Genomic DNA, 21,591 nt, shown 5'->3' on the forward strand with positions numbered 1-21,591 from the left:
TCACTGCGGGTGTGACTCCGCAGTGATGTGCGTCACGCCAACAGAACTCGTTCAATATTCTGGCAACCCAGCGCCCGCAGCGTTGCCACGGTGGCATCCCATTGCGTCAGCGGCGCGTCGGCACGTTCTGCCAGGATGGCGCGTTGCATATCCACATAATCATATCCGCTCAGGTTGAGTAAATTGAGGGCACCTTGTAATGGCGGTAGCGTGGGGTTAAAGGCGGCGTTTTCTGCGTAGCTGCCGTAGAAAATACGGCCATCGCGGCATTCAATCGCCACGCCGGAAGGGGAGTGTGTATACGGCGAGTGGCTTCTGTTCGCCGCGTTAACGGCAGCCTGCGCCAGTGCGTCGCCGCTGTGGGTAAAACCGTGGTTTTGCTCATCCATCAGCAGCGTTTTGATCGACAGATCTTTCGGGCCGAAAGCATCCGGCAGGTAGTCGGCCAGGGTGTGCACCGCGCGTCCTGGCAGATGAATGCGCAGATCCAGCCCACTATTCAGTTCATTCATAAACTGACGGCAGTGGCCGCAAGGCGTGTAGTTGACTGTCACTGACGCGAGTGCTTTCTCGCCGCGCGCCCAGGCATGGCTGATGGCGCTCTGTTCCGCATGGACAGTCTGCTGCATGGTAGCACCGAGGAATTCCATATTGGCGCCAAAATACCAGGCTCCGCTGACTCCCCGGGCAATAGCGCCGACATTGAAATGGGACAGTTCCGTGCGGGCGCAGGCGGCGGCCAGCGGCAGCAGCGCAAAAGCCAGTGCGTTTTCGTCCATCCCGCAGGCGCTGTGCAAGGTTGCCACCTGCTCCGCGCTCAGCATGGCGGGGAAATGCACATCCGCCAACAGGGGAGCCAGCGCGGATTGCACATTCTCCGCAAGCCCGGAAAACGCAGTGTGAAAACGTGAATGCATGGCGTTGCCTCGTAACAGTGTGTTGGAATCGTAGTTTACGGGGCTAAATAGCCCTTATGTGTGATTCACTTCACACTGTATGTGCAACTAATGAAACTCAAATGAAAAATGCGCGACGAATCGCAAATTTTAACGCATTACGGCGACGATCAGCGGAAACAAAAACGGCGCAATCAATGAGGTAATAATGCCGCAGATTACCAGCGCCAGTGAACTGAACGCCCCTTCCTGATAATCCAGTTCTGCGCAGCGCGCCGTGCCCAATGCATGCGAGGCAGTGCCCATTGCAAGGCCGCGGGCAGATTTGGTGTGGATACGCATCAGGTTTAGCAGGGTATGACCAAAGACCGCGCCCAGTACACCGACAAAAATCACACACACTGCGCTTATCGCAGGAATACCGCCGATGCTACCGCCCACCGCCATGGCAATCGGCGTTGTTACCGACTTCGGCAATATTGAGGCGGCGATTTCCGGTGTCGCTCCCATTAACAGTGCGATAGCCGTGCCTGAGACCATTGCCACCAGGCTACCGACAAAACAGATTGTGATGATCGACTTCCAGCGGGCGCGAATCTGGTGCAGTTGCTCATAAAGTGGAAAGGCCAGCGCCACCACCGCAGGTTGTAATAAGTCGTTAAGGATTTTGCTGCCCTGAAAATAGTGGTCGTACGGTGTACCGGTGATCAGCAGGATTGGGATGATCACCACCATGGCCACCAGAAGCGGGTTAAGCAGCGGGATTTTGAAACGTGCGGCCAGCTTACGTGCGGCAAAAAAAACGGCCAGTGTCAGCGGCAACGACCACCAAATATACGTCATCATTGTTTGCTACCTTTTTGCCCCGCCACTTTACGTTCACCGTGCGCCAGATGTGTGCTCCAGCTCACCACCAAAAAGACAATCACCGTGCTGATAGCACAGGAGACGATGATCGGGCCAAACTGCGCGCGCAGCAGGTCGTAATACTGCATGACGCCAACGCCAATCGGCACAAATAACAGCGCCATGTAGCGGATCAATATAAAGCAGCCGGGATTAACCCATTTCGCGGGCAGGATTTGCAGCGCCAGCAGCACAAACATAATCAGCATACCGATAATGCTGCCAGGAATGGCAATAGGCAGCAGCGAAGCCACAAAGATCCCTGCGTACAGGCAGGCATAGATAAGTACAAAAGCACGAAGATATTGCCAGATAATATTCAATGATTTACTCATGGTGAAAGCCCTTGCCTAAACGCATTCATCATACAATTAAAGCTAAAAACGTGCTACCGATCACATCATGAATTATGAGCATACCAAACATTCCTTTTTGGAACGTTATGCATTCCCACATGATCTTTCCGGCTGACTCCCAGCAAAGTGTAGTTTTGCACTACCACAAAGGCACTTTCCACGCTGCAGCAGAGACGCTACTATGGCGCCTCATTTTTTCCGGGGCGATTTATGCGTGTGTTACTGGCGCCAATGGAAGGTGTGCTCGATTCGCTGGTGCGCGAGCTGCTGACCGAGGTAAACGATTACGATTTATGCATCACCGAATTCTTGCGCGTGGTGGATCAACTGTTGCCGGTAAAATCGTTTTATAAAATCTGCCCTGAACTGCATCGGCAAAGCCGCACTTCATCCGGCACGCGGGTGCGCATCCAGCTGCTTGGGCAATACCCGGAGTGGCTGGCGGAAAACGCAGCCCGTGCGGTGGAACTGGGGTCGTGGGGGGTAGATCTTAACTGCGGTTGCCCGTCGAAACTGGTCAATGGCAGTGGCGGGGGGGCCACGCTGCTTAAAGACCCCGAGTTGATTTATCGTGGTGCAAAAGCCATGCGCGAAGCAGTACCCGCTCATCTCCCGGTGACAGTAAAAGTACGGCTGGGTTGGGACAGCCCATCTCGGCAGTTCGAAATTGCCGATGCCGTGCAGCAGGCTGGCGCAAGCGAACTTGTCGTACACGGGCGTACCAAAGAGGATGGCTATAAAGCCGAGCGTATTAACTGGCAGGCGATTGGTGAAATCCGCCAGCGGTTAACCATTCCCGTGGTCGCGAACGGGGAGATCTGGGACTGGCAAAGCGCTCAGCACTGCCTGGCGGCTACTGGCTGCGATGCGGTCATGATCGGGCGTGGCGCATTAAATGTGCCCAATTTGAGCCGGGTTGTAAAATATAATGAGCCCCGAATGCCATGGCCGCAGGTGGTCGCGCTGTTAGTCAAATATACGCAGCTGGAAAAACAGGGTGATACCGGTTTATATCATGTCGCACGTATAAAACAGTGGCTAAGTTATTTACGAAAAGAATATATTGAAGCGGGCGATCTTTTTGCCATTATTCGCACCTATAAAACCGCAAATGAAATTGCAGCAGCTATTTCCCGCGAGCTAAATCACGTTTCTGCAGATTTATAAAATAAGTCGCTGGATCATTGCAAGGCGGAGTGTTATTGATATTCGCGCAGCAACTCAGGATTGTCACTGTAATACAGGCAAAACCTAAAGCGTTTAAATCCATCTTCCATGGGTTTACGGTTTGGGTTTTTTTTGCTTTATTTTTATAACTATTTAAGTGAAATAGTTAAACAATCATCTAATAATTATCTGTATTTTTCTGGATATATGCTTTTTGCATATCTAAATATAAAATGGAAAGAACCGTATGGCGTCATTTAAATTCGCTTTACCTCTGGTTTTCATTATGGGTTGTAATAGTCCGGCATTTTCCGCCGATGATTTACCTTTCGCCACCCAGGGATTTTTTGAAGAGAGTCAGTTTAACGTTACGCTAAAAAATATATGGATGTTCAATACCGGCGATCAACTTGAGCAAGCCGGCGTCGGCGAACAGCGCGCCTGGGCGCAAGGCGTGCTGCTGGATTATCAAAGCGGTTGGTATCAGGATACGCTGGGCATAGATGCCTCCTGGTATAGCGTGGCTAAACTCTATGCCAATGACAACTTCGCTGGCAGGGATCTGGTGCGCGATGCCAACGGCAAGGCGGAAGGCTTCAACAAAGTTGGCCAGCTCTACGCCAAACTGAAATGGGGAGAGGACAACAAATACGCGCAGCTCAATGCTGGCTGGCAGCAGTTGTACAAATTCGGCATCCTCAACGTCACCCGTAGTCGCGCTGCGCCAAGCTCGTGGCAGGGCGTAAGCCTGGTCACACAATGGGAGGACCTGTCTGCCCGTGGCGCCTGGGTTTCTCGTTTTTCTGAGCGCGACGAGCCAGAGAAACGCCGCTTTTATACTTTGCAAAGCGGCAAACCGATTGACTATATCGTCACTGGCGACGTGAACTGGAGCCCAACAAAAAACATGCGCATAACGTGGCTGAGTGGCGAGAGTCAGCACTATTTACAACGCCACGGTTTAGAAACACAATTCTCAATGCCGCTTGGCGTGCAGGAAAAGCTCCTGTTGCGTGGAAGCTGGTATTACAACCGTGGCTTAAGTGAATGGGAAGGCACACGTGGCTTTAACCGTAGCGCCCGGCATCTTTTTGCTCTGGTGGGTTACCAATATAACGATATTGAATCCGGAATAGGCTGGTCAAAAACAAAAGCGCCGCTTAAAAATGGCCTGGGCAGTTTCTACTGGCATTTAGGTAAAAATACCCGGGGTGCATTTAATAGTCCTGCCGACGGAGAAGGAAACGATTATGTCAATGACGGCGAACAAATGCTCTATTGGTATGGGAGATATAAATTTTCGCCGGAATTGACTGTCGGATTGTTTGGTAATTATGGCTTTGGCGCGAAATATCAAGATACGGCGCTAACCCAGTGGGAATATGGCGGTTATTTTGCCTGGACACCGAAAATGATTAAGGGTTTTTCCTTGTTAGCCGGAATCGGACCAAGCTATAGCTGGAAATTAATAAATGGTAAACCCTGGTTGACAGAAGATAAACGCACCTTCCATCGAGCAAAAGGCATTGGCGGCACGGTGTCGATGGAATACAAATTTGGTCTGCTGAATTAAAAGGCTAATATAAATAAAAGGAATTAATAATGAAAAAAACAGTACTGGGATTGCTGTTAAGCATGCTGACCATGGCTCACGCTCAGGCTGCTGAACAGGCAATGCGGATATTGCTGGTGAACGATGACGGCTGCGAGTCTGTTGGCACGATCTCGCTGCAAGAAAAACTGGCCGCCAAAGGCTATGAGGTATGGATGGTGGCACCTGCCACCAATCAGAGTGGTATCGGGTCGGCGATCACCTTTAAACCCAATAAAATTTTTGACGTAAAAAAGGTGGCGGATAAACGCTACTGCTTTCCCGGCACGCCGGCGGATGCGCTGGATTTCGGCTTGCTTGGGGTGCTGAAAGATAACCCGCCGGATCTGGTGATATCGGGCGTTAACGACGGGCCAAATACCGGTGTAGCGCAACTCAATTCCGGTACGGTTGGCGCAGCAGTACGCGCAGTGCGCTATGGCTATCCGGCTATTGCAGCCAGTATTGGATACTTGTTGACAGCGGAGGAGATGAAAGCGGGCTGGCCAGCTACCCATAAATATTGGCCGGACTCTGTGGATTATGTCGTCTCGCTGGTCGATCAAATCAACAGTAACTGGCAGACCGGGCAGCCGGTGTTGCCAAAAGGTTCCGGTGTAAGCATTAACTATCCGCCACTGACGAAAAAGGAGATTAAAGGGCAAAAATACGTGGCCAATGAGCAGTTTCCGGCGCCCCAACACACCTACAAATTGCTTGCAGATGGGCGTGCTCAACAAATCATGAGCCAAAAAGTGTTGGAACCCAGCGAGGCAGACACCGATACCGGTTGGCTGAATAAAGGGTACATTACCTGGTCGTTGCTGGACGGCGAATGGAATGCGCCACAGTATGAGCCTCAATACAAAGCCATTTTTCAATAACTAAACGGCTGAGACGGCGATCACATTTTGTTTGCCGTCTCATTGTTCGTTACGGTGAAGCTGGTAGAGTGCACAGGTGGATTGTTACTGCGCAAGCAGGCTAAACCTGATTATCTGGCTTCTGTCGGATGTCAGGTTTTTTTGTTTCCGGGGTCGGGATGAAGATCGCCAAAGTCTTAAATAACAATGTTGTGGTGGTGCTGGACGAGCATCAGCGCGAGCAAGTGGTGATGGGCAGAGGTATTGCCTTTCAAAAACGTCCCGGCGATCGACTGGATGAAGCCAGCGTCGAGAAAGTGTTTGCGCTGCAAAGCGATGAGCTGGTGCGCCGCCTGAGCGAACTGCTGAGTCAGATCCCGCTGGAGGTGATGACGGCCTGCGACCGCATTATTGATCTCGCGCGTGGCCGGCTCGGTAAACTGCAGGAGAGTCTTTACATCACGCTGACAGACCACTGTTTTTTTGCCATCGAAAGGCAGAAAAAGGGCGCAGTGATCCGTAATGTGCTGTTATGGGAAATTAAACGCCTCTATCCCAAAGAGTTTCAACTGGGGCAGGAAGCACGGGCGATCATCGCCAAACGTCTCGGCGTGGAATTGCCGGAAGATGAGGCCGGTTTTATCGCTTTACATCTGGTCACGGCGCAGCTGAATAGCGAAATGCCAGAGGTGATGCACATCACCAAAGTGATGCAGGAAATTCTCCATATCGTGAAGTACCAGCTCAAGCTGGAGTACGATGAAGAATCGCTGAGCTACCATCGCTTTGTTACGCATCTGAAGTTTTTCTCTCAGCGCATGCTGAGCCGCACGGTAGTCGAAGATGACGATCTCTCGCTGCACCAGGCGGTGAAAGAGAATTACGCGCTGGCCTGGACCTGCGCTGAAAAAGTGGCGCGTCATCTGGTCAGCAACTACCAGCGTGACCTGACGACAGAAGAGATCATGTTTCTCGCCATTCATATTGAGCGAGTGAGAAAGGACCGGCGCTAAGCGCTGGCTTCGAAGACCATCTGGATTGTTACTGCGTGGTAAAACGCAGGCAAAACCTGAGTCCGGCATCGCAAGATGCGGGTCTCAGGTTTTTTTTTACTCAGTCACCGCCTTCGGGCAAGAAGCAAGGAACACAGCATGGAATATCAAGCGCTGGCGAAAGAGATCCTTAGCCACGTTGGTGGAAAGGAAAACATCAACAGTCTGGTGCACTGCGCTACGCGGTTGCGCTTTAAGTTAAAAGAGACGCAAAAAGCCGATGCCGAAGGGCTTAAAGCCAACCCCGGCGTGATCATGGTTGTGGAGAGCGGCGGCCAGTTTCAGGTGGTGATTGGCAATCACGTTCACGACGTCTGGCAGGCGGTACGCGCAGAAGCTGGGTTGACGGATGACACGCCGGTCGAAGCAACCGAAGAAAAAGGCAATCTGCTTGGCCGGTTAATCGACATTGTGTCCGGCATTTTTACGCCGTTTATTGGCATTCTCGCCGCATCGGGGATCCTCAAAGGTCTGCTGTCGCTGGCAACGGTCTGCGGCTGGCTCAGTACGGACAGTGGCACCTATAAAATCTGGTTTGCTACTAGCGATGCCCTCTTTTTCTTCCTGCCGTTGGTTTTGGGCTATACCGCCGGGAAAAAATTTGGCGGCAACCCGTTCGTTACTATGGTGGTGGGCGGCGCGCTGACCCACCCACTGATGATCAGCGCCTTTAACGCCAGCCAGTCCGCGGGGGCGGTGAGTGAATCTTTCCTCGGTATTCCCGTCACCTTTTTGAATTACAGCGGTTCGGTGATCCCGATTATTCTTGCCGCCTGGGTAAGCTGCTGGCTGGAAAAACAGGGCAACCGCCTGCTGCACTCATCGGTGAAAAATTTTATTACGCCGCTGATCTGTATCGCCATCACTGTACCGCTAACGTTCCTGATCATTGGCCCGGTTGCTACCTGGCTTAGCCAGATGCTGGCGCTGGGTTACCAGACAATTTACACGCTGGCACCATGGGCAGCCGGTGCGGCTCTGGGTGCACTGTGGCAGGTTTGCGTAATTTTTGGCCTGCACTGGGGACTGGTACCGCTGATGATCAACAACATTGCGGTGTTTGGTCATGACACCATGCTGCCGATTCTGTTACCTGCCGTGTTTGGTCAGGTTGGGGCCACATTAGGTATCTTTCTGCGCACCCGCGACGGGCGGCAGAAAGCGCTGGCAGGCTCAGCGATCGCAGCAGGGATTTTCGGCATTACCGAACCGGCAGTCTACGGGCTGACCTTACCTCTGCGACGTCCATTTATTTTTGGCTGCACCGCTGGTGCACTGGGCGGAGCCATTGTTGGTTTTAGTCATACGCAGGTTTATTCGTTCGGCTTTGCGAATATCTTCACGCTGGCACAAATGATCCCGCCGGGCGGAGTGGATGCAACCCTGTGGGGCGGGATCCTCGGCTGCGCGGTGGCGTTCATATTCTCTACTGTGCTGACGTGCGTCGCCGGCCTGCCAAAAATGCAGGCAGAAAATGCTCCCATTACCCCGGCAGAAGTGGATGACAATACGTTGCTGGCACCGATGAGCGGCACCGTGTTAGCGCTGGAACAAGTCCCTGATTCTACTTTTGCCAGCGGCCTGCTGGGCGAGGGAGTAGCGATTATTCCGGCGGATGGGCGGGTAACCGCACCGTTTGCGGGGGAAGTAGCCTCGCTGTTTGAAACGAAACATGCCATTGGCCTGCTAAGCGATAACGGCATTGAAGTGCTGATCCATGTCGGTATCGACACCGTAAAACTGGGCGGTAAACCTTTTACGGCGCATGTCCGCGTTGGCGACAAAGTGCAGGCCGGCGATCTGCTACTGGAGTTCGATCGCGCAGCGATCATTGCCAGCGGGTTCGATCTCGCCACGCCAATTATTATCAGTAACAGCGACAGCTTCGGTGGGGTCAGCACCGTCGCAACAAGCTCAGTTCAAGCCGGGATGCCGCTGCTGGCGGTGGCCCGTTAATCAAAGGAGTCTGCAATGAAATTATTCCCGAAAACGTTCTTATGGGGCGGTGCGATTGCCGCGAATCAGGTAGAAGGCGCTTATCTGGAGGACGGGAAAGGCCTCTCCACGTCGGACGTACAGCCGAAAGGGGTGTTTGGCGATGTGGTTGAGCGTGTGCCGGGTGATGCTGCCCTGAAAGATGTCGCTATCGACTTCTACCATCGCTACCCGGAAGATATTGCGCTGTTTGCAGAAATGGGCTTCAGCTGTTTGCGCGTCTCCATTGCCTGGACGCGTATTTTCCCGAATGGCGACGAAACCACGCCAAACGAAGCCGGGCTGGCTTTTTACGACAACCTCTTCGATGAGCTAGCCAAACATGGCATCACGCCGCTGGTCACCCTTTCTCACTATGAGATGCCGTGGGGGCTGGTAAAACAGTATGGCGGCTGGGGTAACCGCCATACCATTGGCTGTTTTGAACGCTATGCGCGTACGGTATTTACCCGTTACCAGCACAAGGTCAAGCTGTGGCTGACGTTTAACGAAATCAATATGTCCCTGCACGCGCCGCTGACGGGGGTAGGTTTGCCGGAAAACAGCAGCAAAGCGGATGTGTATCAGGCCATCCACCATCAACTGGTTGCTAGCGCGCTGGCAGTCAAAGCCTGCCACGAGATCATTCCTGACGGGAAAATCGGCAATATGCTGCTGGGCGGTCTGATGTACCCCCTGACCTGTAAACCGGAAGATATCTTCGAGACACTGCAACAAAACCGCAGTTGGCAGTTCTTTGGCGATGTGCAGTGCCGTGGTGCTTATCCGGGCTATATGCTGCGCTATTTCCAGGACAATGGCATCGCCATTGAGATCACAGATGCCGATCGGGAAGCGCTGAAATCGACGGTCGATTTTATCTCCTTCAGCTACTACATGACCGGTTGTGTCACCACCGATGAAGCGCTGAACCAGAAAGCGCGCGGCAACATTCTTAGCATGGTTCAAAACCCGCACCTGGCGAGTTCCGAGTGGGGCTGGCAGATCGATCCGATTGGCCTGCGCACCCTGCTGAATATGTTGTGGGATCGCTGGCAAAAGCCGTTGTTTATTGTCGAAAATGGGCTGGGTGCGAAAGACAAGGTGGAAGCGGATGGCACCATTAACGATGACTACCGTATTAACTATCTGAACGATCACCTGGTGCAAGTGCGCGAAGCGATTGAAGACGGTGTTGAGGTGATGGGTTATACCAGTTGGGGCCCGATTGATCTGGTCAGCGCTTCAAAAGCCGAGATCTCCAAGCGCTACGGCTTTATCTATGTCGATCGTGACGATGAAGGCAATGGCACGCTGGCGCGTAGTCGTAAGAAAAGCTTCTACTGGTACCGGGACGTGATTGCCAGCAATGGCGCAACTCTGAAGTAAGCTTTACCTGCCCGGTGCGCGCATTGCCGCCGGGCAGCTCCTCACTGCAGTAACTCAGCGATAAATCCTTTTAGCCACATCACTGCCGGATCGCTGCTGTGGCGCTGATGCCAGAGCATAGCGATCTCTACCGGTTCCACCTCGAGCGGGAGCGGGCTTGCCAGCAAACCCCGTGTTCGTTGCCACTCCGTTGCCAGTCCTCCCGGAACCGTTGCCAGTGCAGGCAGGGTTTCGAGCAATCCCGGCAGGGCCGAGAAATGCGGCGTCGTATAGAGGATCTGCCGCTGGTGGCCGGTTTTTGCCAGCAACGTGTCAAAGTGGCTGCTGGTCGCTTCCCGGTAACTGACCATCAAATGCGGCAGAGCGGCAAAGGTATCAGTATCCAGGGGGGCAGTTAGCGTCAGCTGCTTCGGGTGCCAGAGAGTGACAAATGGCATGGTCGCCAGCACTTCGCGCTCAAGCCAGCGTGGCCCGGCTGGCGCGACGCTGATGGCAAGATCCATTTCGCCCCCTTCCAGGCGCGCAGCATCGCTGAAGGGATCGCTGGCTACAACGTTCAGCCGAATGCCGGGAGCCGCGCATTGCAGCGCAGGGATCAGCGTCGGCATGAGCCACATTTCAACCCAGTCGGCCATTCCCAGCGTCAGCGTGGCGCTAACCGTGTGCGGATCGAAAGCCGCCTGCTGGAACAACGCGCTTTGCAATTGCTCCAGCAACGGCAGCAATTCGCTGTGCAGTTCTGTTGCCCGCGCTGTGGGCTGCATGCGATGACCGCTGCGGATAAATAGCGGATCGTCGAACAGATTGCGCAGGCGTGACAGCACACCGCTCACCGCCGGTTGCCCAAGATGCAGTTTATCGGCGGCTGCAGAGACACTCTGTTCGCGAAACAGCACAGCAAAGGCGATCAGCAGATTCAGATCGATCTTGCGGAAATCATTTTCTTTGATAGTCATTATTGCTCCAATCAATTGGATTGATAGTAGCGGTGGCGGGATACTGATGCAACAGAAACTCGCGGAGGGAATAATGAAACGTTATCCACTTTTACTGGCTTTGTTAACCACCGGTATGATGCAAAGCGCCGTGGGCGCGCCATTGTCGACACAACAATCGCAGGCACCCGGCTACTACCGAATGGCGATGGGAGACTGGCAAATCACTGCCGTTTCCGACGGCACGGTGGCGGTACCATTTGATAAATTACTGACGCACATTACGCCGCAACAGATGCAACAGCGGATGGCGCAGGCCAACCTGCCGGTGAATGCCGAAACTTCCATCAATGCTTTTGTGATCAACACCGGTATGCAACTGATTCTGGTCGATGCCGGAGCCGGGCAGCTGTTTGGAAAGGCGGGCGGGCATCTTCCCGAGAACCTGCGGGCGGCGGGTATCGATCCGGACGCTATAGATACCGTGTTGCTGACCCATATTCATGCTGACCACTCCGGTGGCGTACAGCGCGACGGAAAGCCAGTGTTCAGGAACGCAACTGTCCGGGTCGATCAACGCGATGTCGACTTCTGGTTGAATGTGGCCAATAAGAATAGGGTGGAAGAGGGGCAACGTCATACGTTTGCGGAATCTGAACGTTCTCTGCGTCCGGTCATTGAGGCTGGCAAACTCAGTACCTTCCAAGCTCCGGAACAGATCCTGCCAGGCATTGACGCCATTCCCGCACCGGGTCATACGCCGGGCAGCGTGATTTATCGGGTCAATCATGGCGGCAAAACGTTGATGTTATGGGGCGATATTATCCATGCGCATCCCGTGCAGTTACCGCAGCCTGAGGTCGCTATCCATTTTGATGTGAATCAGCAACAGGCTGTAGCGACACGGGAAAAAGTGCTGGCGCAGGTCGCACGCGAGGGGGACTGGATAGCGGCGGCACATATCGCCTTTCCTGGCATCGGCAAAGTGATGAAAGCCGATCAGGGCTATCGCTGGGTCCCGATCAATTACAGTGCGCAGTGAGAGTAACTATCTGGCCGGAGGGCACTGCCCTCCGGCTGGGGATCAGAAGATCATTTTAAACACGCCGGTAACGACTAACAGCCCAATTAAAAAGATAATCAGTATTACCCAAAGTAAAATCTTCAACATTTTCCGTGCCCTCCTGATTTTATGCGTAGTGCAAGCTTAGGCAATCTCCTGCATTTCTGCCTTTTTTCTATACTTAGCTGTTTACGATTCGAGGGGGAGGGCATGACATGTCTGGATCAAAAGTAGCGATTGTGACCGCAGCAGATTCCGGAATTGGCAAGCAGTGCGCGCTAATGCTGGCTGAACAAGGGTTTGATATCGGCATCACCTGGTACACCGACGAAGCCGGCGCGAAAGAAACCGCCCGCGAGGTTGAAGCGCAGGGCCGGCGCGCCGAGACCATCCAGCTTGATCTTAGCCAGTTGCCGCAAGGCGCACAGGCTATCCGTACATTGATTGAGCGCTTCGGGCGTCTTGATGCGCTGGTCAATAATGCCGGGGCGATGAGCAAAGCGCCGTTTCTTGATGTGACATTTGAGGCGTGGCGCAGCATTTTTACCGTGGATGTCGATGGGGCATTTTTATGTTCGCAAATTGCTGCCCGCCAGATGGTAAGCCAGGGGGAGGGCGGACGTATCGTCAATATTACCTCGGTACATGAGCATACGCCGCTACCGGAGGCCAGTGCGTACACAGCCGCCAAACACGCGCTCGGTGGTTTAACGCAGTCGATGGCGCTGGAGCTGGTGGAGCACAACATTCTGGTGAACGCCGTGGCACCGGGGGCCATCGCAACGCCAATGAATAATATGCAGGACGAGGATGCAAAACCCGGTTCCATGCCTATCATCCCGCTGGCGCGGCCCGGTAAGACCCGTGAGATTGCCAGTATGGTGGCCTGGCTCTGTTCGGCTGACGCCAGCTACACCACCGGGCAATCGTTTATTATTGATGGCGGTTTTATGCTGGCGAACCCGCAATTCAAACCGAAAACGTCCTAATGTTCTGACGGAGGGTTACGGCGTTTTTTGCGCCGGTGGTGGATCCAGCCGCGCAGGCAAAGTACCAGCACCAGCGCAATCGCCAGCCAGATCCAGCGTTTTACATGCTGGTCGAACTGGTGCAGCCACGGGCCAATCACTTCCCCGCCTACATAGCCGAGAGTCGTGAAAATCAACGCCCAGACGATGGCACCAATAATATTCAGCGGCAGGAAAATTTTCGGTCGCAGATGGCTGGTACCGATTAATATCGGGCCGATAATGCGAAAGCCATACATAAAGCGTGAACCGATAACGAACAAGTAAGGATGGCGGCGGATCAGTGACTGCGCCTGATGAATTTTCTCCCGGTAGCGGGTAAACCGACGCAGGATTTTGGTGCCATAGCGGCGGCCAACCAGGTAGAGCAACTGGTCGCCAATCATTCCGCCTAACGCCACCGATACGACCACCAGCCAGAAGCGCAGCAACCCCTGATGTGCCGCGACGCCGCCCAGCAGAGTAATGGTTTCCCCTTCAGCAACACTACCAATCACCAGAGCAGCATAGCCATACTGGCTAATCAGATTATTGATATCCATTGGTTATTACGTCCTCCCGGTAAAACGCCTTTAAGCATACACCCGATAACGCGTTCTCGCCGGAACAAACAAAACCGCCGATGCGGTCTTTTTTGTGTTGTACATAAAATAACCGCTAGAGTGAATTATACTGAACGTGTCGATGTTCGGGCATTAGCAAGGGGGCGTTATGAACCATGTCTGGGGACTTCTTTCCCATCCCGATCGTGAAATGCAGCTTATCAAGGGCGAAAACGAGACAATTTCGCATCACTATACCCACCACGTGCTGTTTATGGCGGCGATTCCGGTTATCTGCGCCTATATTGGTACAACGCAAATCGGCTGGAATTTTGGTGAAAACAGTGTGGTGACGCTGTCATTGTTTACCGGTTTCTATCTGGCCGTTCTGTTCTATGCACTTATGCTGGCAGGCGTGGCGGTGATGGGGCGCGTGATTTGGTGGATGGCACGCAGCTACCCGCAACGGCCTTCGCTGGGGCGCTGTATGGTATTTGCCGGTTATGTGGCAACGCCGTTATTCCTCAGCGGGCTGGTCGCACTTTACCCATTAGTATGGCTGTGCGCGCTGGTCGGTACCGTGGCGCTGTTCTATACCGGCTATCTGCTTTATGTGGGCATTCCAACCTTCCTGAATATCAATAAGGAAGAGGGGATGAACTTCTCCAGTTCAACGCTGGCTATTGGTGTACTGGTTCTGGAAGTGTTGCTGGCGCTGACCGTCATCCTGTGGGGCTACGGCTACCGCCTGTTCTGATGCCGTATGATCCCTGTGCGTTGCTGGTGTAAAAGCTGGCAACGCAATCTCTGGCAATCATTCTCCTGTGGCGACAACCCTGACTGACGGCTATTATGCCAAAGCCAGCTCTGTCATAGCTCTGACTTACAGATGCGGTGTGCGTAATAACGTGCGTGAATAATTTTCAGAAGTCTCACCATGCAGAAATTTCGAGTTTCCTTATTAAGCCTGGCCTTATTGTTGGCTGCGCCTGTGGCGCCGTTCGCTGTTGCGAAAACGACTGCTCCGGTCACTGCCGCTCAACCTGAAATTGCTTCAGGTAGCGCGATGATCGTCGATCTGCAAACCAATCAAGTGATCTATTCCAGTCACCCGGATCTGGTCCGCCCGATTGCCTCCATCACCAAGTTGATGACGGCAATGGTGGTACTGGATGCCCGACAACCCCTTGATGAGAAACTCTCTGTCGACATTAGTCAGACACCGGAAATGAAGGGGATTTATTCCCGCGTGCGTCTGAACAGCGAAATCAGCCGCCGCAATATGCTGCTGCTGGCGCTGATGTCGTCGGAAAACCGTGCTGCCGCCAGCCTTGCGCACCACTACCCAGGCGGTTACAACGCGTTTATAGCGGCGATGAATGCTAAAGCCAAAGCGCTGGGTATGACCAACACCCGCTATGTGGAACCAACCGGGCTGTCGATTCATAACGTTTCGACCGCACGTGACCTGACCAAACTGTTGATCGCGACAAAACAGTACCCGCTGATCGGGCAACTGAGCACCACGCGTGAAGAGATGGCGACCTTTGCTAACCCGGCATATACGCTGCCGTTCCGCAATACCAACCATTTGGTGTACCGCGATAACTGGAATATTCAGCTGACAAAAACCGGCTTTACCAATGCGGCCGGGCACTGCCTGGTGATGCGCACGGTTATCAACAATAAACCGGTGGCACTGGTGGTGATGGATGCATTTGGCAAGTTCACCCACTTTGCCGATGCCAGCCGCCTGCGGACCTGGATTGAAACCGGCAAAGTTCAGCCTGTTCCCGCATCGGCGTTGAGTTATAAGCGCCAGAAAGCAGCGCAGATGGCGCAAAACCCGTCTGAGGCTGGCGCGCAAACCGCGCAAAACGATTAACTATTCCGGCAGCGTCCAGTCACCGTCGTTGAGTGGGCGCTGCATAATCAACGTATCCCGCCAGTCCCCTTTTTTATAGCCGACGCTGCGCAACTGCCCGGCAAGCTCAAAACCGTATTTCTTATGCAGACGCAACGAGCCGGCATTGTTGTTGCCATCGCCGATCACCGCAATAAGCTGCCGCCACGGCCCCTCTTCACAACGTGTAATCAGCGCCTGCATTAAGGTGCTGCCAATACCGTGCCCTGGCATGCTGGCGTCGACATAAATCGACTCTTCGAGTGTGTAGCGGTAAGCCTCTCGTGGGCGATAGAAACTGGCATAGCAGTAGCCGACGACAATGCCATGATAGAGGGCGACCATCCAGGGTAAACCGTCGCTGGCCACTTTCGCCATGCGGGCACGCATTTCTTCAATGGTGGGGGGGACTTCTTCGAAGGAAGCGCGACCGTGGAGGACATGCCAGCTGTAAAGGGACGTAATCGCGTGCACATCTTCAGGGCAGGCATCACGCACCACGACCGCAGGGCCAGATAAGACATCAACAGCAGACATAACCGGTGTGCTCCTTCAAAGCAGGAAGCCATAGAAACGTTTCTATGGCCTTTTCGCTACTCTAGTATGAATGGAGCACACAATACAGCGTGTTGTACGGTTACTTTGCCCGCGTTCAGTGACGATTATCCGGCGCTTCGCTTTCTTGCCAGAATTTACGCTTGCTGGTTTTACCAATCCCGGGATTCATACTGTTCGTTGGGTCATTTTCCCGATAAAACCGTTTTAACGCTTCTGTCGCTTCGTACAAGTGACCGACATTATGCTCCGCCGGATATTGCGCTCCACGAGCGCGAAGCAGTGCCAGCATTTGCTCTTTAAGCGCATGGGCATCTACCCCTTTTTTCACAATGTAATCCTGGTGAAAAACATGGCACATAAAATGGCCATAGTAGAGTTTATGCACCAGTTGGCTGTCTATCTCTGGCGGCAGGTGCTCGAACCACTCGGTATCGTTACGCCGCAGGGCAATATCCAGCGGCAGAATATCCTCCACTTCGTCGGCATGCACAGCCTGGTAACGGATGGCGGCCCCCGCCGCTGCAAAACGGTGTAAAAAGGCTTTGCTGCCTTCTTCCGGCGTACAGACGAAAAAGTCGCCCTCCGCTTCGGCAAAATAGTTCTTCAGCCAGTTTTGCGCTTCGTCGATGCCCCCGCCGGACATTTTCAGCAGCAGGTGATGCTCGTACTTATCGCGCCAGGTTTTCATGCGCGGCGGCAGGTGCGACGGGAACAGGGCGCTGATTTTTTGCAGCGAACGGTCAACAAGATGCGGCTTGAAAAGAGCGGCTTTTTCCAGCAGCGCTTCTGTGCGCCCTTTCATGGTGAAGAAGAACGGCATTTTGTCGGTGCCGAGTTTGTCGATCATCAGGAAGGTATCTTTGCCGTAACGCTCGGTAATATCGTAAATATCCCGGTGCATATACTCCCCGGCGACGGGAAGATGCGTGAAGTTGGCCAGAATATGGCGGCGGATATGAGTGAGCACTGCCGTGTCGTTGGTGCCGATGTAAAAGACCTGTTGCTGCGCTTCGGCGGCGAAGGTATCGAGGCGTACAGCGAAGACAGCCAGCTTGCCCGCGCACCCGGAGGACTCAAACAGTCGTTCAGGATCGGCATTGTAACGTGCCGGGGTGTCAGCGTCGATATCGCGTACGCGGGTCACGTAATCGTGATCGTGGCCGTGGCGCTGATCGTATCGTACATCGCTCTCCTGAAGGCGTTCATCATCGAGCTTACTGAGGATTGCTTCTGGTGAGGAACCCAGGTCGATACCAAGATGATTCACCAGTTGCAATTTGCCCTGTTCATCAATGCGCGCAAAGAGCGACATTTCGGTATAGGCCGGGCCACGCTGCACCAGCGAGCCGCCGGAATTATTACAGATACCGCCAATGACCGATGCACCAATGCATGACGAACCGATGACGGAATGCGGCTCGCGACCCAGTGGTTTCAGGGCTTTTTCCAGTGAATAGAGTGTGGCGCCCGGCCACGCCAGCACCTGCTGACCGTTATCCAGCAGGTGTAATTTATCCAGCCTGAGTGTGCTGATAATCACTATCTGGCGATCATAATCGTTGCCGTTTGGCGTGGAGCCCTCGGTCAGGCCGGTATTCGCCGCCTGCATCAGGATAATTTTATCGGCGCGGACACAGGCATCCAGTACGCGCCACAGTTCGAGCAGCGTACCGGGAAAAACAACCGCCAGCGCATCGCCCTGGCCGGAGCGGAAACCCCGACGGTAGCGGGCAGTTTTTGCCGGATCGGTAAGCAGGTGAGATGGGCCAACCAGCCGTTTAAGTTCGGTAATAAAGGTATTATTTTCGTGTGGCATGTTCCCCTCCTTTGGCTAAACATGGCTTTTTTCGCCTATTGATAGTAGTCCTGTTAACCGGGCGGAGGGAGTGAATTCGCATAAAAATCAGAGTTCAACTCTGCAAGACGTGCCAGGATTATGTCACACTGCGTGCTTTCGCGGCCCGTTCCGCGGTTTTGGGTGAAAATACAAGAGAGTGAAACGACATGAAATGGCTATGTTCTGTAGGTGTCGCTGTGAGCCTTGCGCTGCAACCCGCGCTGGCTGAAGAGATGTTCGGCAATCATCCGCTGACGCCAGAAGCAAGGGATGCATTTGTCACTGAGTTGCTCAAAAAAATGACCGTCGATGAAAAAATCGGTCAATTGCGTTTGATTAGCGTCGGCCCGGATAACCCGAAAGAGGCGATCCGCGACATGATCAAAGTGAGCCAGGTTGGGGCCATTTTCAACACCGTCACCCGCCAGGACATCCGCGCGATGCAGGATCAGGCGATGCAGCTTAGCCGGCTGAAAATTCCTCTCTTTTTCGCCTACGACGTGGTGCACGGTCAGCGCACTGTGTTTCCAATAAGCCTTGGCCTTGCCTCCAGTTTTAACCTTGATGCGGTGAAAACGGTCGGCCGGGTTTCGGCGTATGAAGCCGCTGACGATGGCCTGAACATGACATGGGCACCGATGGTGGATGTCTCCCGCGATCCGCGCTGGGGGCGCGTATCCGAAGGCTTTGGCGAAGACACCTTCCTGACGGAAACCCTGGGCCGCACGATGGTTGAAGCGATGCAGGGCAAAAGCCCGGCGGATCGCTATTCGGTGATGACCAGCGTAAAGCATTTCGCCGCATATGGCGCTGTGGAGGGCGGCAAAGAGTACAACACGGTAGACATGAGCCCGCAACGTCTGTTCAACGACTATATGCCGCCGTATAAAGCCGCGCTGGATGCTGGTAGCGGTGGCGTGATGGTGGCGCTTAACTCCCTTAACGGCACGCCTGCGTCGTCGGACGCCTGGCTGCTGAAAGATCTGCTGCGCGATGAGTGGGGCTTCAAAGGCATTACCATTTCTGACCATGGCGCCATTAAAGAGCTCATCAAACATGGTACCGCGGCGGACCCGGAAGATGCCGTGCGCGTGGCGCTGAAGTCCGGCATCAATATGAGTATGAGCGACGAGTACTACAGCAAATACCTGCCGGGATTGGTGAAGTCCGGCAAAGTAACGATGGCAGAACTGGATGATGCGACCCGCCATGTGCTGAACGTGAAATACGATATGGGACTGTTTAACGATCCGTACAGCCATCTGGGCGCGAAAGAAACCGATCCGCAGGACACCAATGCCGAGAGCCGTCTGCACCGTAAAGAAGCACGTGAAGTGGCGCGCGAAAGCCTGGTGTTGTTGAAAAACCGTCTCAACACGCTGCCGCTGAAAAAATCCGGCACGGTGGCGGTGATTGGGCCGCTGGCGGACAGCAAACGTGACTCCATGGGCAGTTGGTCTGCGGCAGGCGTGGCTGACCAGTCAGTGACGGTGCTGACCGGCATTCGCAACGCGCTCGCCGGTAAAGGCGAGGTGGTTTATGCCAAAGGGGCCAACATCACCAACGATAAAGACATCGTTAACTTCCTGAATTTGTATGAACCGGCGGTAGTGGTTGATCCGCGTTCGCCGCAGCAAATGATTGATGAAGCGGTCGCCACAGCGAAAAAGTCTGACGTGGTGGTGGCTGTTGTCGGTGAAGCGCAGGGCATGGCCCATGAAGCCTCCAGCCGGACCGATATCACCATTCCGCAGAGCCAGCGTGACTTGATCGCGGCGCTGAAAGCCACTGGCAAGCCGCTGGTGCTGGTGCTGATGAACGGTCGCCCGCTGGCACTGGTGAAAGAAAATCAGCAAGCGGATGCGATCCTGGAAACCTGGTTCGCCGGGACGGAAGGCGGTAATGCGATTGCCGATGTGCTGTTCGGCGATTACAACCCGTCCGGTAAACTGCCAATGTCGTTCCCGCGCTCTGTCGGGCAGATCCCGGTGTACTACAGCCACCTGAATACGGGGCGTCCGTACAATGCCGATCAACCGAACAAATACACCTCCCGCTATTTTGATGAAGCCAATGGCCCGTTGTATCCGTTTGGTTATGGCCTGAGTTACACTACGTTCACTGTCTCCGATGTGAAAATGTCGGCACCGACGCTGACGCGTAGCGGCAAAGTGACCGCCAGCGTACAGGTGACCAACACGGGCAAACGCGAAGGGGATACGGTTCTGCAAATGTACATTCAGGATGTTACCGCCTCGATGAGCCGCCCGGTGAAACAATTGCGCGGTTTTGACAAGGTCAACCTGAAGCCTGGCGAAACCAAAACCGTCAGCTTCCCGATTGATGTTGAAGCCCTGAAGTTCTGGAACCAGCGCATGAAATACGACGCGGAACCGGGCAAATTTAATGTCTTTATCGGTGTCGATTCTGCCCGTGTTAAACAGGGCGAGTTTGAGTTGCGTTAATCCCTTGCAGGCCGGGAAACCGGCCTGATCCCTCCGGCTATACCTTATTCCTATATCGTTTAACGTGTTCACACGACAAAGCCGCTGTTTTTCAGCTACGCTTTTTTCTCAAGCTGCTGAAAAAGGCAGTAAAACTGAGGAAAACAGAATGACAATCACGAAGAAGATTGCCCGCTCACTGGCGCTGCTGGCGGCGGTGAGTTTACCTTTGCAGGCAGCAGAACCGGTAAAAGTAGGTTCTAAAATCGATACGGAAGGTGCGCTGCTGGGCAATATTATTTTGCAGGTACTGGAAAGTCATGGCGTAAAAACAGTCAATAAAGTTCAGCTTGGCACCACACCGGTGGTGCGCGGGGCCATCACGTCCGGCGAGCTGGATATCTATCCAGAATATACCGGTAACGGCGCTTTTTTCTTTAAAGATGAAAAAGATGCAGCATGGAAAAATGCGCAGCAGGGCTACGAAAAAGTGAAAAAGCTCGACGCTGAACAGAACAAACTGGTCTGGCTCACGCCTGCTCCGGCCAATAACACCTGGACCATCGCCGTGCGTCAGGATCTGGCGCAGAAAAATAAACTGACCTCCCTTGACGATCTCAGCCGTTATCTGAAAGAGGGCGGGGCCTTCAAACTGGCCGCTTCTGCAGAATTTATAGAACGCACCGATGCGCTGCCTGCTTTTGAAAAAGCCTACGGTTTTACACTTAAGCAGGACCAGCTACTGTCGCTGGCGGGTGGTGATACGGCGGTCACCATTAAAGCGGCCGCGCAGCAAACCTCCGGGGTGAATGCCGCCATGGCGTATGGCACCGATGGCCCGGTGGCGGCGCTGGGGCTGCAAACACTGAGCGATCCGAAAGGCGTGCAACCGATTTATGCGCCCACGCCGGTGGTACGCGAAGCAGTACTGAAAGCTTATCCCAAACTGGATGAATGGCTGAAGCCGGTCTTCGCCAGCTTGGATGAAAAGACGCTGCAAAAACTGAATGCCAGCATTGCCGTTGAAGGGCTGGACGCGAAGAAAGTGGCGGCGAATTATCTGCATGAAAAAGGCCTGGTGAAATAA

The 21,591-nt window shown here is 53.8% G+C and carries 20 protein-coding genes; 12 read left to right on the forward strand and 8 right to left on the reverse strand.

Annotated features, from left to right (window positions below; all coding sequences use genetic code 11):
- Positions 1-32 precede the first annotated feature (32 nt).
- The 3 genes from cdd to ACUY4S_RS08010 form a co-directional block, all read right to left on the reverse strand.
- Positions 33-917 carry a cytidine deaminase gene (cdd, locus tag ACUY4S_RS08000; RefSeq protein ID WP_312687876.1) on the reverse strand — a complete coding sequence of 295 codons (885 nt, stop codon included), beginning with the start codon at positions 915-917 and terminating at the stop codon, positions 33-35.
- A gap of 129 nt (positions 918-1,046) precedes the next feature.
- Positions 1,047-1,742, reverse strand: a complete 696-nt coding sequence (locus tag ACUY4S_RS08005; protein ID WP_312687873.1) for a CidB/LrgB family autolysis modulator — start codon at positions 1,740-1,742, stop codon at positions 1,047-1,049.
- The gene (locus ACUY4S_RS08010; protein WP_312687871.1) at positions 1,739-2,137 is read right to left on the reverse strand and encodes a CidA/LrgA family protein; all 399 of its coding nucleotides are present in this window, start codon (positions 2,135-2,137) and stop codon (positions 1,739-1,741) included. Before ACUY4S_RS08010 ends, ACUY4S_RS08005 begins: the two co-directional genes overlap by 4 nt.
- Positions 2,138-2,368: 231 nt before the next feature.
- Between ACUY4S_RS08010 and dusC the strand changes: the two genes are divergently transcribed.
- From dusC to ACUY4S_RS08040, 6 genes are all read left to right on the forward strand, one after another.
- Entirely contained in the window at positions 2,369-3,325 is a 957-nt protein-coding gene (gene dusC / locus ACUY4S_RS08015; protein WP_458022674.1) for a tRNA dihydrouridine(16) synthase DusC, read from the forward strand.
- A gap of 247 nt (positions 3,326-3,572) precedes the next feature.
- Positions 3,573-4,898, forward strand: coding sequence for an OprD family outer membrane porin (locus tag ACUY4S_RS08020; protein ID WP_458022673.1), 1,326 nt, complete (start codon positions 3,573-3,575; stop codon positions 4,896-4,898).
- Positions 4,899-4,927: 29 nt separating this feature from the next.
- On the forward strand, positions 4,928-5,800 hold the full coding sequence (gene surE / locus ACUY4S_RS08025; RefSeq protein ID WP_312687861.1) for a 5'/3'-nucleotidase SurE: 873 nt from the start codon (positions 4,928-4,930) through the stop codon (positions 5,798-5,800).
- Positions 5,801-5,958: 158 nt separating this feature from the next.
- Complete coding sequence (bglG, locus tag ACUY4S_RS08030) at positions 5,959-6,792, forward strand: transcriptional antiterminator BglG (RefSeq protein WP_312687859.1); 834 nt, start codon at positions 5,959-5,961, stop codon at positions 6,790-6,792.
- Positions 6,793-6,930: 138 nt separating this feature from the next.
- Positions 6,931-8,787: a PTS beta-glucoside transporter subunit IIABC gene (gene bglF / locus ACUY4S_RS08035; RefSeq protein WP_458022672.1), complete on the forward strand. Its 1,857-nt coding sequence runs from the start codon at positions 6,931-6,933 to the stop codon at positions 8,785-8,787.
- Between the two features lie 15 nt (positions 8,788-8,802).
- Positions 8,803-10,194 (forward strand): glycoside hydrolase family 1 protein, encoded by a 1,392-nt coding sequence (locus tag ACUY4S_RS08040; RefSeq protein WP_312687854.1) that lies wholly within the window; start codon positions 8,803-8,805, stop codon positions 10,192-10,194.
- A gap of 41 nt (positions 10,195-10,235) precedes the next feature.
- Here the strand turns inward: ACUY4S_RS08040 and ACUY4S_RS08045 are convergent, their stop codons facing one another.
- Positions 10,236-11,150 (reverse strand): LysR substrate-binding domain-containing protein, encoded by a 915-nt coding sequence (locus ACUY4S_RS08045; RefSeq protein ID WP_458022671.1) that lies wholly within the window; start codon positions 11,148-11,150, stop codon positions 10,236-10,238.
- Positions 11,151-11,223: 73 nt separating this feature from the next.
- Between ACUY4S_RS08045 and ACUY4S_RS08050 the strand changes: the two genes are divergently transcribed.
- The gene (locus ACUY4S_RS08050) at positions 11,224-12,171 is read left to right on the forward strand and encodes an MBL fold metallo-hydrolase (RefSeq protein WP_458022670.1); all 948 of its coding nucleotides are present in this window, start codon (positions 11,224-11,226) and stop codon (positions 12,169-12,171) included.
- Between the two features lie 42 nt (positions 12,172-12,213).
- Here the strand turns inward: ACUY4S_RS08050 and yohP are convergent, their stop codons facing one another.
- Entirely contained in the window at positions 12,214-12,297 is an 84-nt protein-coding gene (gene yohP, locus ACUY4S_RS08055; protein ID WP_015572324.1) for a small membrane protein YohP, read from the reverse strand.
- Between the two features lie 110 nt (positions 12,298-12,407).
- Here yohP and ACUY4S_RS08060 point away from each other — a divergent pair, with 110 nt between their 5' ends.
- Positions 12,408-13,181: an SDR family oxidoreductase gene (locus ACUY4S_RS08060; RefSeq protein WP_312687847.1), complete on the forward strand. Its 774-nt coding sequence runs from the start codon at positions 12,408-12,410 to the stop codon at positions 13,179-13,181.
- On the opposite strand, the gene ACUY4S_RS08065 is transcribed toward ACUY4S_RS08060, so the two are convergent.
- A complete protein-coding gene (locus ACUY4S_RS08065; protein WP_312687844.1) occupies positions 13,178-13,762 on the reverse strand; it encodes a DedA family protein in 585 nt (194 codons plus the stop codon). The two genes, ACUY4S_RS08060 and ACUY4S_RS08065, sit on opposite strands and share 4 nt — an antisense overlap.
- A 169-nt stretch (positions 13,763-13,931) precedes the next feature.
- Here ACUY4S_RS08065 and ACUY4S_RS08070 point away from each other — a divergent pair, with 169 nt between their 5' ends.
- Positions 13,932-14,519, forward strand: a complete 588-nt coding sequence (locus tag ACUY4S_RS08070) for a Yip1 family protein (protein WP_458022669.1) — start codon at positions 13,932-13,934, stop codon at positions 14,517-14,519.
- Between the two features lie 180 nt (positions 14,520-14,699).
- On the forward strand, positions 14,700-15,647 hold the full coding sequence (pbpG, locus tag ACUY4S_RS08075) for a D-alanyl-D-alanine endopeptidase (protein WP_312687838.1): 948 nt from the start codon (positions 14,700-14,702) through the stop codon (positions 15,645-15,647).
- On the opposite strand, the gene ACUY4S_RS08080 is transcribed toward pbpG, so the two are convergent.
- Positions 15,648-16,202: a GNAT family N-acetyltransferase gene (locus ACUY4S_RS08080; protein ID WP_312687836.1), complete on the reverse strand. Its 555-nt coding sequence runs from the start codon at positions 16,200-16,202 to the stop codon at positions 15,648-15,650. It lies immediately after the preceding gene.
- Between the two features lie 115 nt (positions 16,203-16,317).
- Positions 16,318-18,039 carry a D-lactate dehydrogenase gene (gene dld / locus ACUY4S_RS08085; RefSeq protein WP_312687834.1) on the reverse strand — a complete coding sequence of 574 codons (1,722 nt, stop codon included), beginning with the start codon at positions 18,037-18,039 and terminating at the stop codon, positions 16,318-16,320.
- Between the two features lie 188 nt (positions 18,040-18,227).
- Between dld and bglX the strand changes: the two genes are divergently transcribed.
- A complete protein-coding gene (gene bglX, locus ACUY4S_RS08090) occupies positions 18,228-20,525 on the forward strand; it encodes a beta-glucosidase BglX (RefSeq protein WP_312687832.1) in 2,298 nt (765 codons plus the stop codon).
- Positions 20,526-20,673: 148 nt separating this feature from the next.
- Complete coding sequence (gene osmF, locus ACUY4S_RS08095) at positions 20,674-21,591, forward strand: glycine betaine ABC transporter substrate-binding protein OsmF (RefSeq protein ID WP_312687829.1); 918 nt, start codon at positions 20,674-20,676, stop codon at positions 21,589-21,591.

Source organism: Kosakonia beeri (genome assembly GCF_054165705.1).

What these genes read in the sequence shown, in the direction of transcription:
- cdd (WP_312687876.1), bottom strand. Translation starts at nt 917, where the DNA reads ATGCATTCACGTTTTCACACTGCGTTTTCCGGGCTTGCGGAGAATGTG.
- ACUY4S_RS08005 (WP_312687873.1), bottom strand. Translation starts at nt 1,742, where the DNA reads ATGATGACGTATATTTGGTGGTCGTTGCCGCTGACACTGGCCGTTTTT.
- ACUY4S_RS08010 (WP_312687871.1), bottom strand. Translation starts at nt 2,137, where the DNA reads ATGAGTAAATCATTGAATATTATCTGGCAATATCTTCGTGCTTTTGTA.
- dusC (WP_458022674.1), top strand. Translation starts at nt 2,369, where the DNA reads ATGCGTGTGTTACTGGCGCCAATGGAAGGTGTGCTCGATTCGCTGGTG.
- ACUY4S_RS08020 (WP_458022673.1), top strand. Translation starts at nt 3,573, where the DNA reads ATGGCGTCATTTAAATTCGCTTTACCTCTGGTTTTCATTATGGGTTGT.
- surE (WP_312687861.1), top strand. Translation starts at nt 4,928, where the DNA reads ATGAAAAAAACAGTACTGGGATTGCTGTTAAGCATGCTGACCATGGCT.
- bglG (WP_312687859.1), top strand. Translation starts at nt 5,959, where the DNA reads ATGAAGATCGCCAAAGTCTTAAATAACAATGTTGTGGTGGTGCTGGAC.
- bglF (WP_458022672.1), top strand. Translation starts at nt 6,931, where the DNA reads ATGGAATATCAAGCGCTGGCGAAAGAGATCCTTAGCCACGTTGGTGGA.
- ACUY4S_RS08040 (WP_312687854.1), top strand. Translation starts at nt 8,803, where the DNA reads ATGAAATTATTCCCGAAAACGTTCTTATGGGGCGGTGCGATTGCCGCG.
- ACUY4S_RS08045 (WP_458022671.1), bottom strand. Translation starts at nt 11,150, where the DNA reads ATGACTATCAAAGAAAATGATTTCCGCAAGATCGATCTGAATCTGCTG.
- ACUY4S_RS08050 (WP_458022670.1), top strand. Translation starts at nt 11,224, where the DNA reads ATGAAACGTTATCCACTTTTACTGGCTTTGTTAACCACCGGTATGATG.
- ACUY4S_RS08060 (WP_312687847.1), top strand. Translation starts at nt 12,408, where the DNA reads ATGTCTGGATCAAAAGTAGCGATTGTGACCGCAGCAGATTCCGGAATT.
- ACUY4S_RS08065 (WP_312687844.1), bottom strand. Translation starts at nt 13,762, where the DNA reads ATGGATATCAATAATCTGATTAGCCAGTATGGCTATGCTGCTCTGGTG.
- ACUY4S_RS08070 (WP_458022669.1), top strand. Translation starts at nt 13,932, where the DNA reads ATGAACCATGTCTGGGGACTTCTTTCCCATCCCGATCGTGAAATGCAG.
- pbpG (WP_312687838.1), top strand. Translation starts at nt 14,700, where the DNA reads ATGCAGAAATTTCGAGTTTCCTTATTAAGCCTGGCCTTATTGTTGGCT.
- ACUY4S_RS08080 (WP_312687836.1), bottom strand. Translation starts at nt 16,202, where the DNA reads ATGTCTGCTGTTGATGTCTTATCTGGCCCTGCGGTCGTGGTGCGTGAT.
- dld (WP_312687834.1), bottom strand. Translation starts at nt 18,039, where the DNA reads ATGCCACACGAAAATAATACCTTTATTACCGAACTTAAACGGCTGGTT.
- bglX (WP_312687832.1), top strand. Translation starts at nt 18,228, where the DNA reads ATGAAATGGCTATGTTCTGTAGGTGTCGCTGTGAGCCTTGCGCTGCAA.
- osmF (WP_312687829.1), top strand. Translation starts at nt 20,674, where the DNA reads ATGACAATCACGAAGAAGATTGCCCGCTCACTGGCGCTGCTGGCGGCG.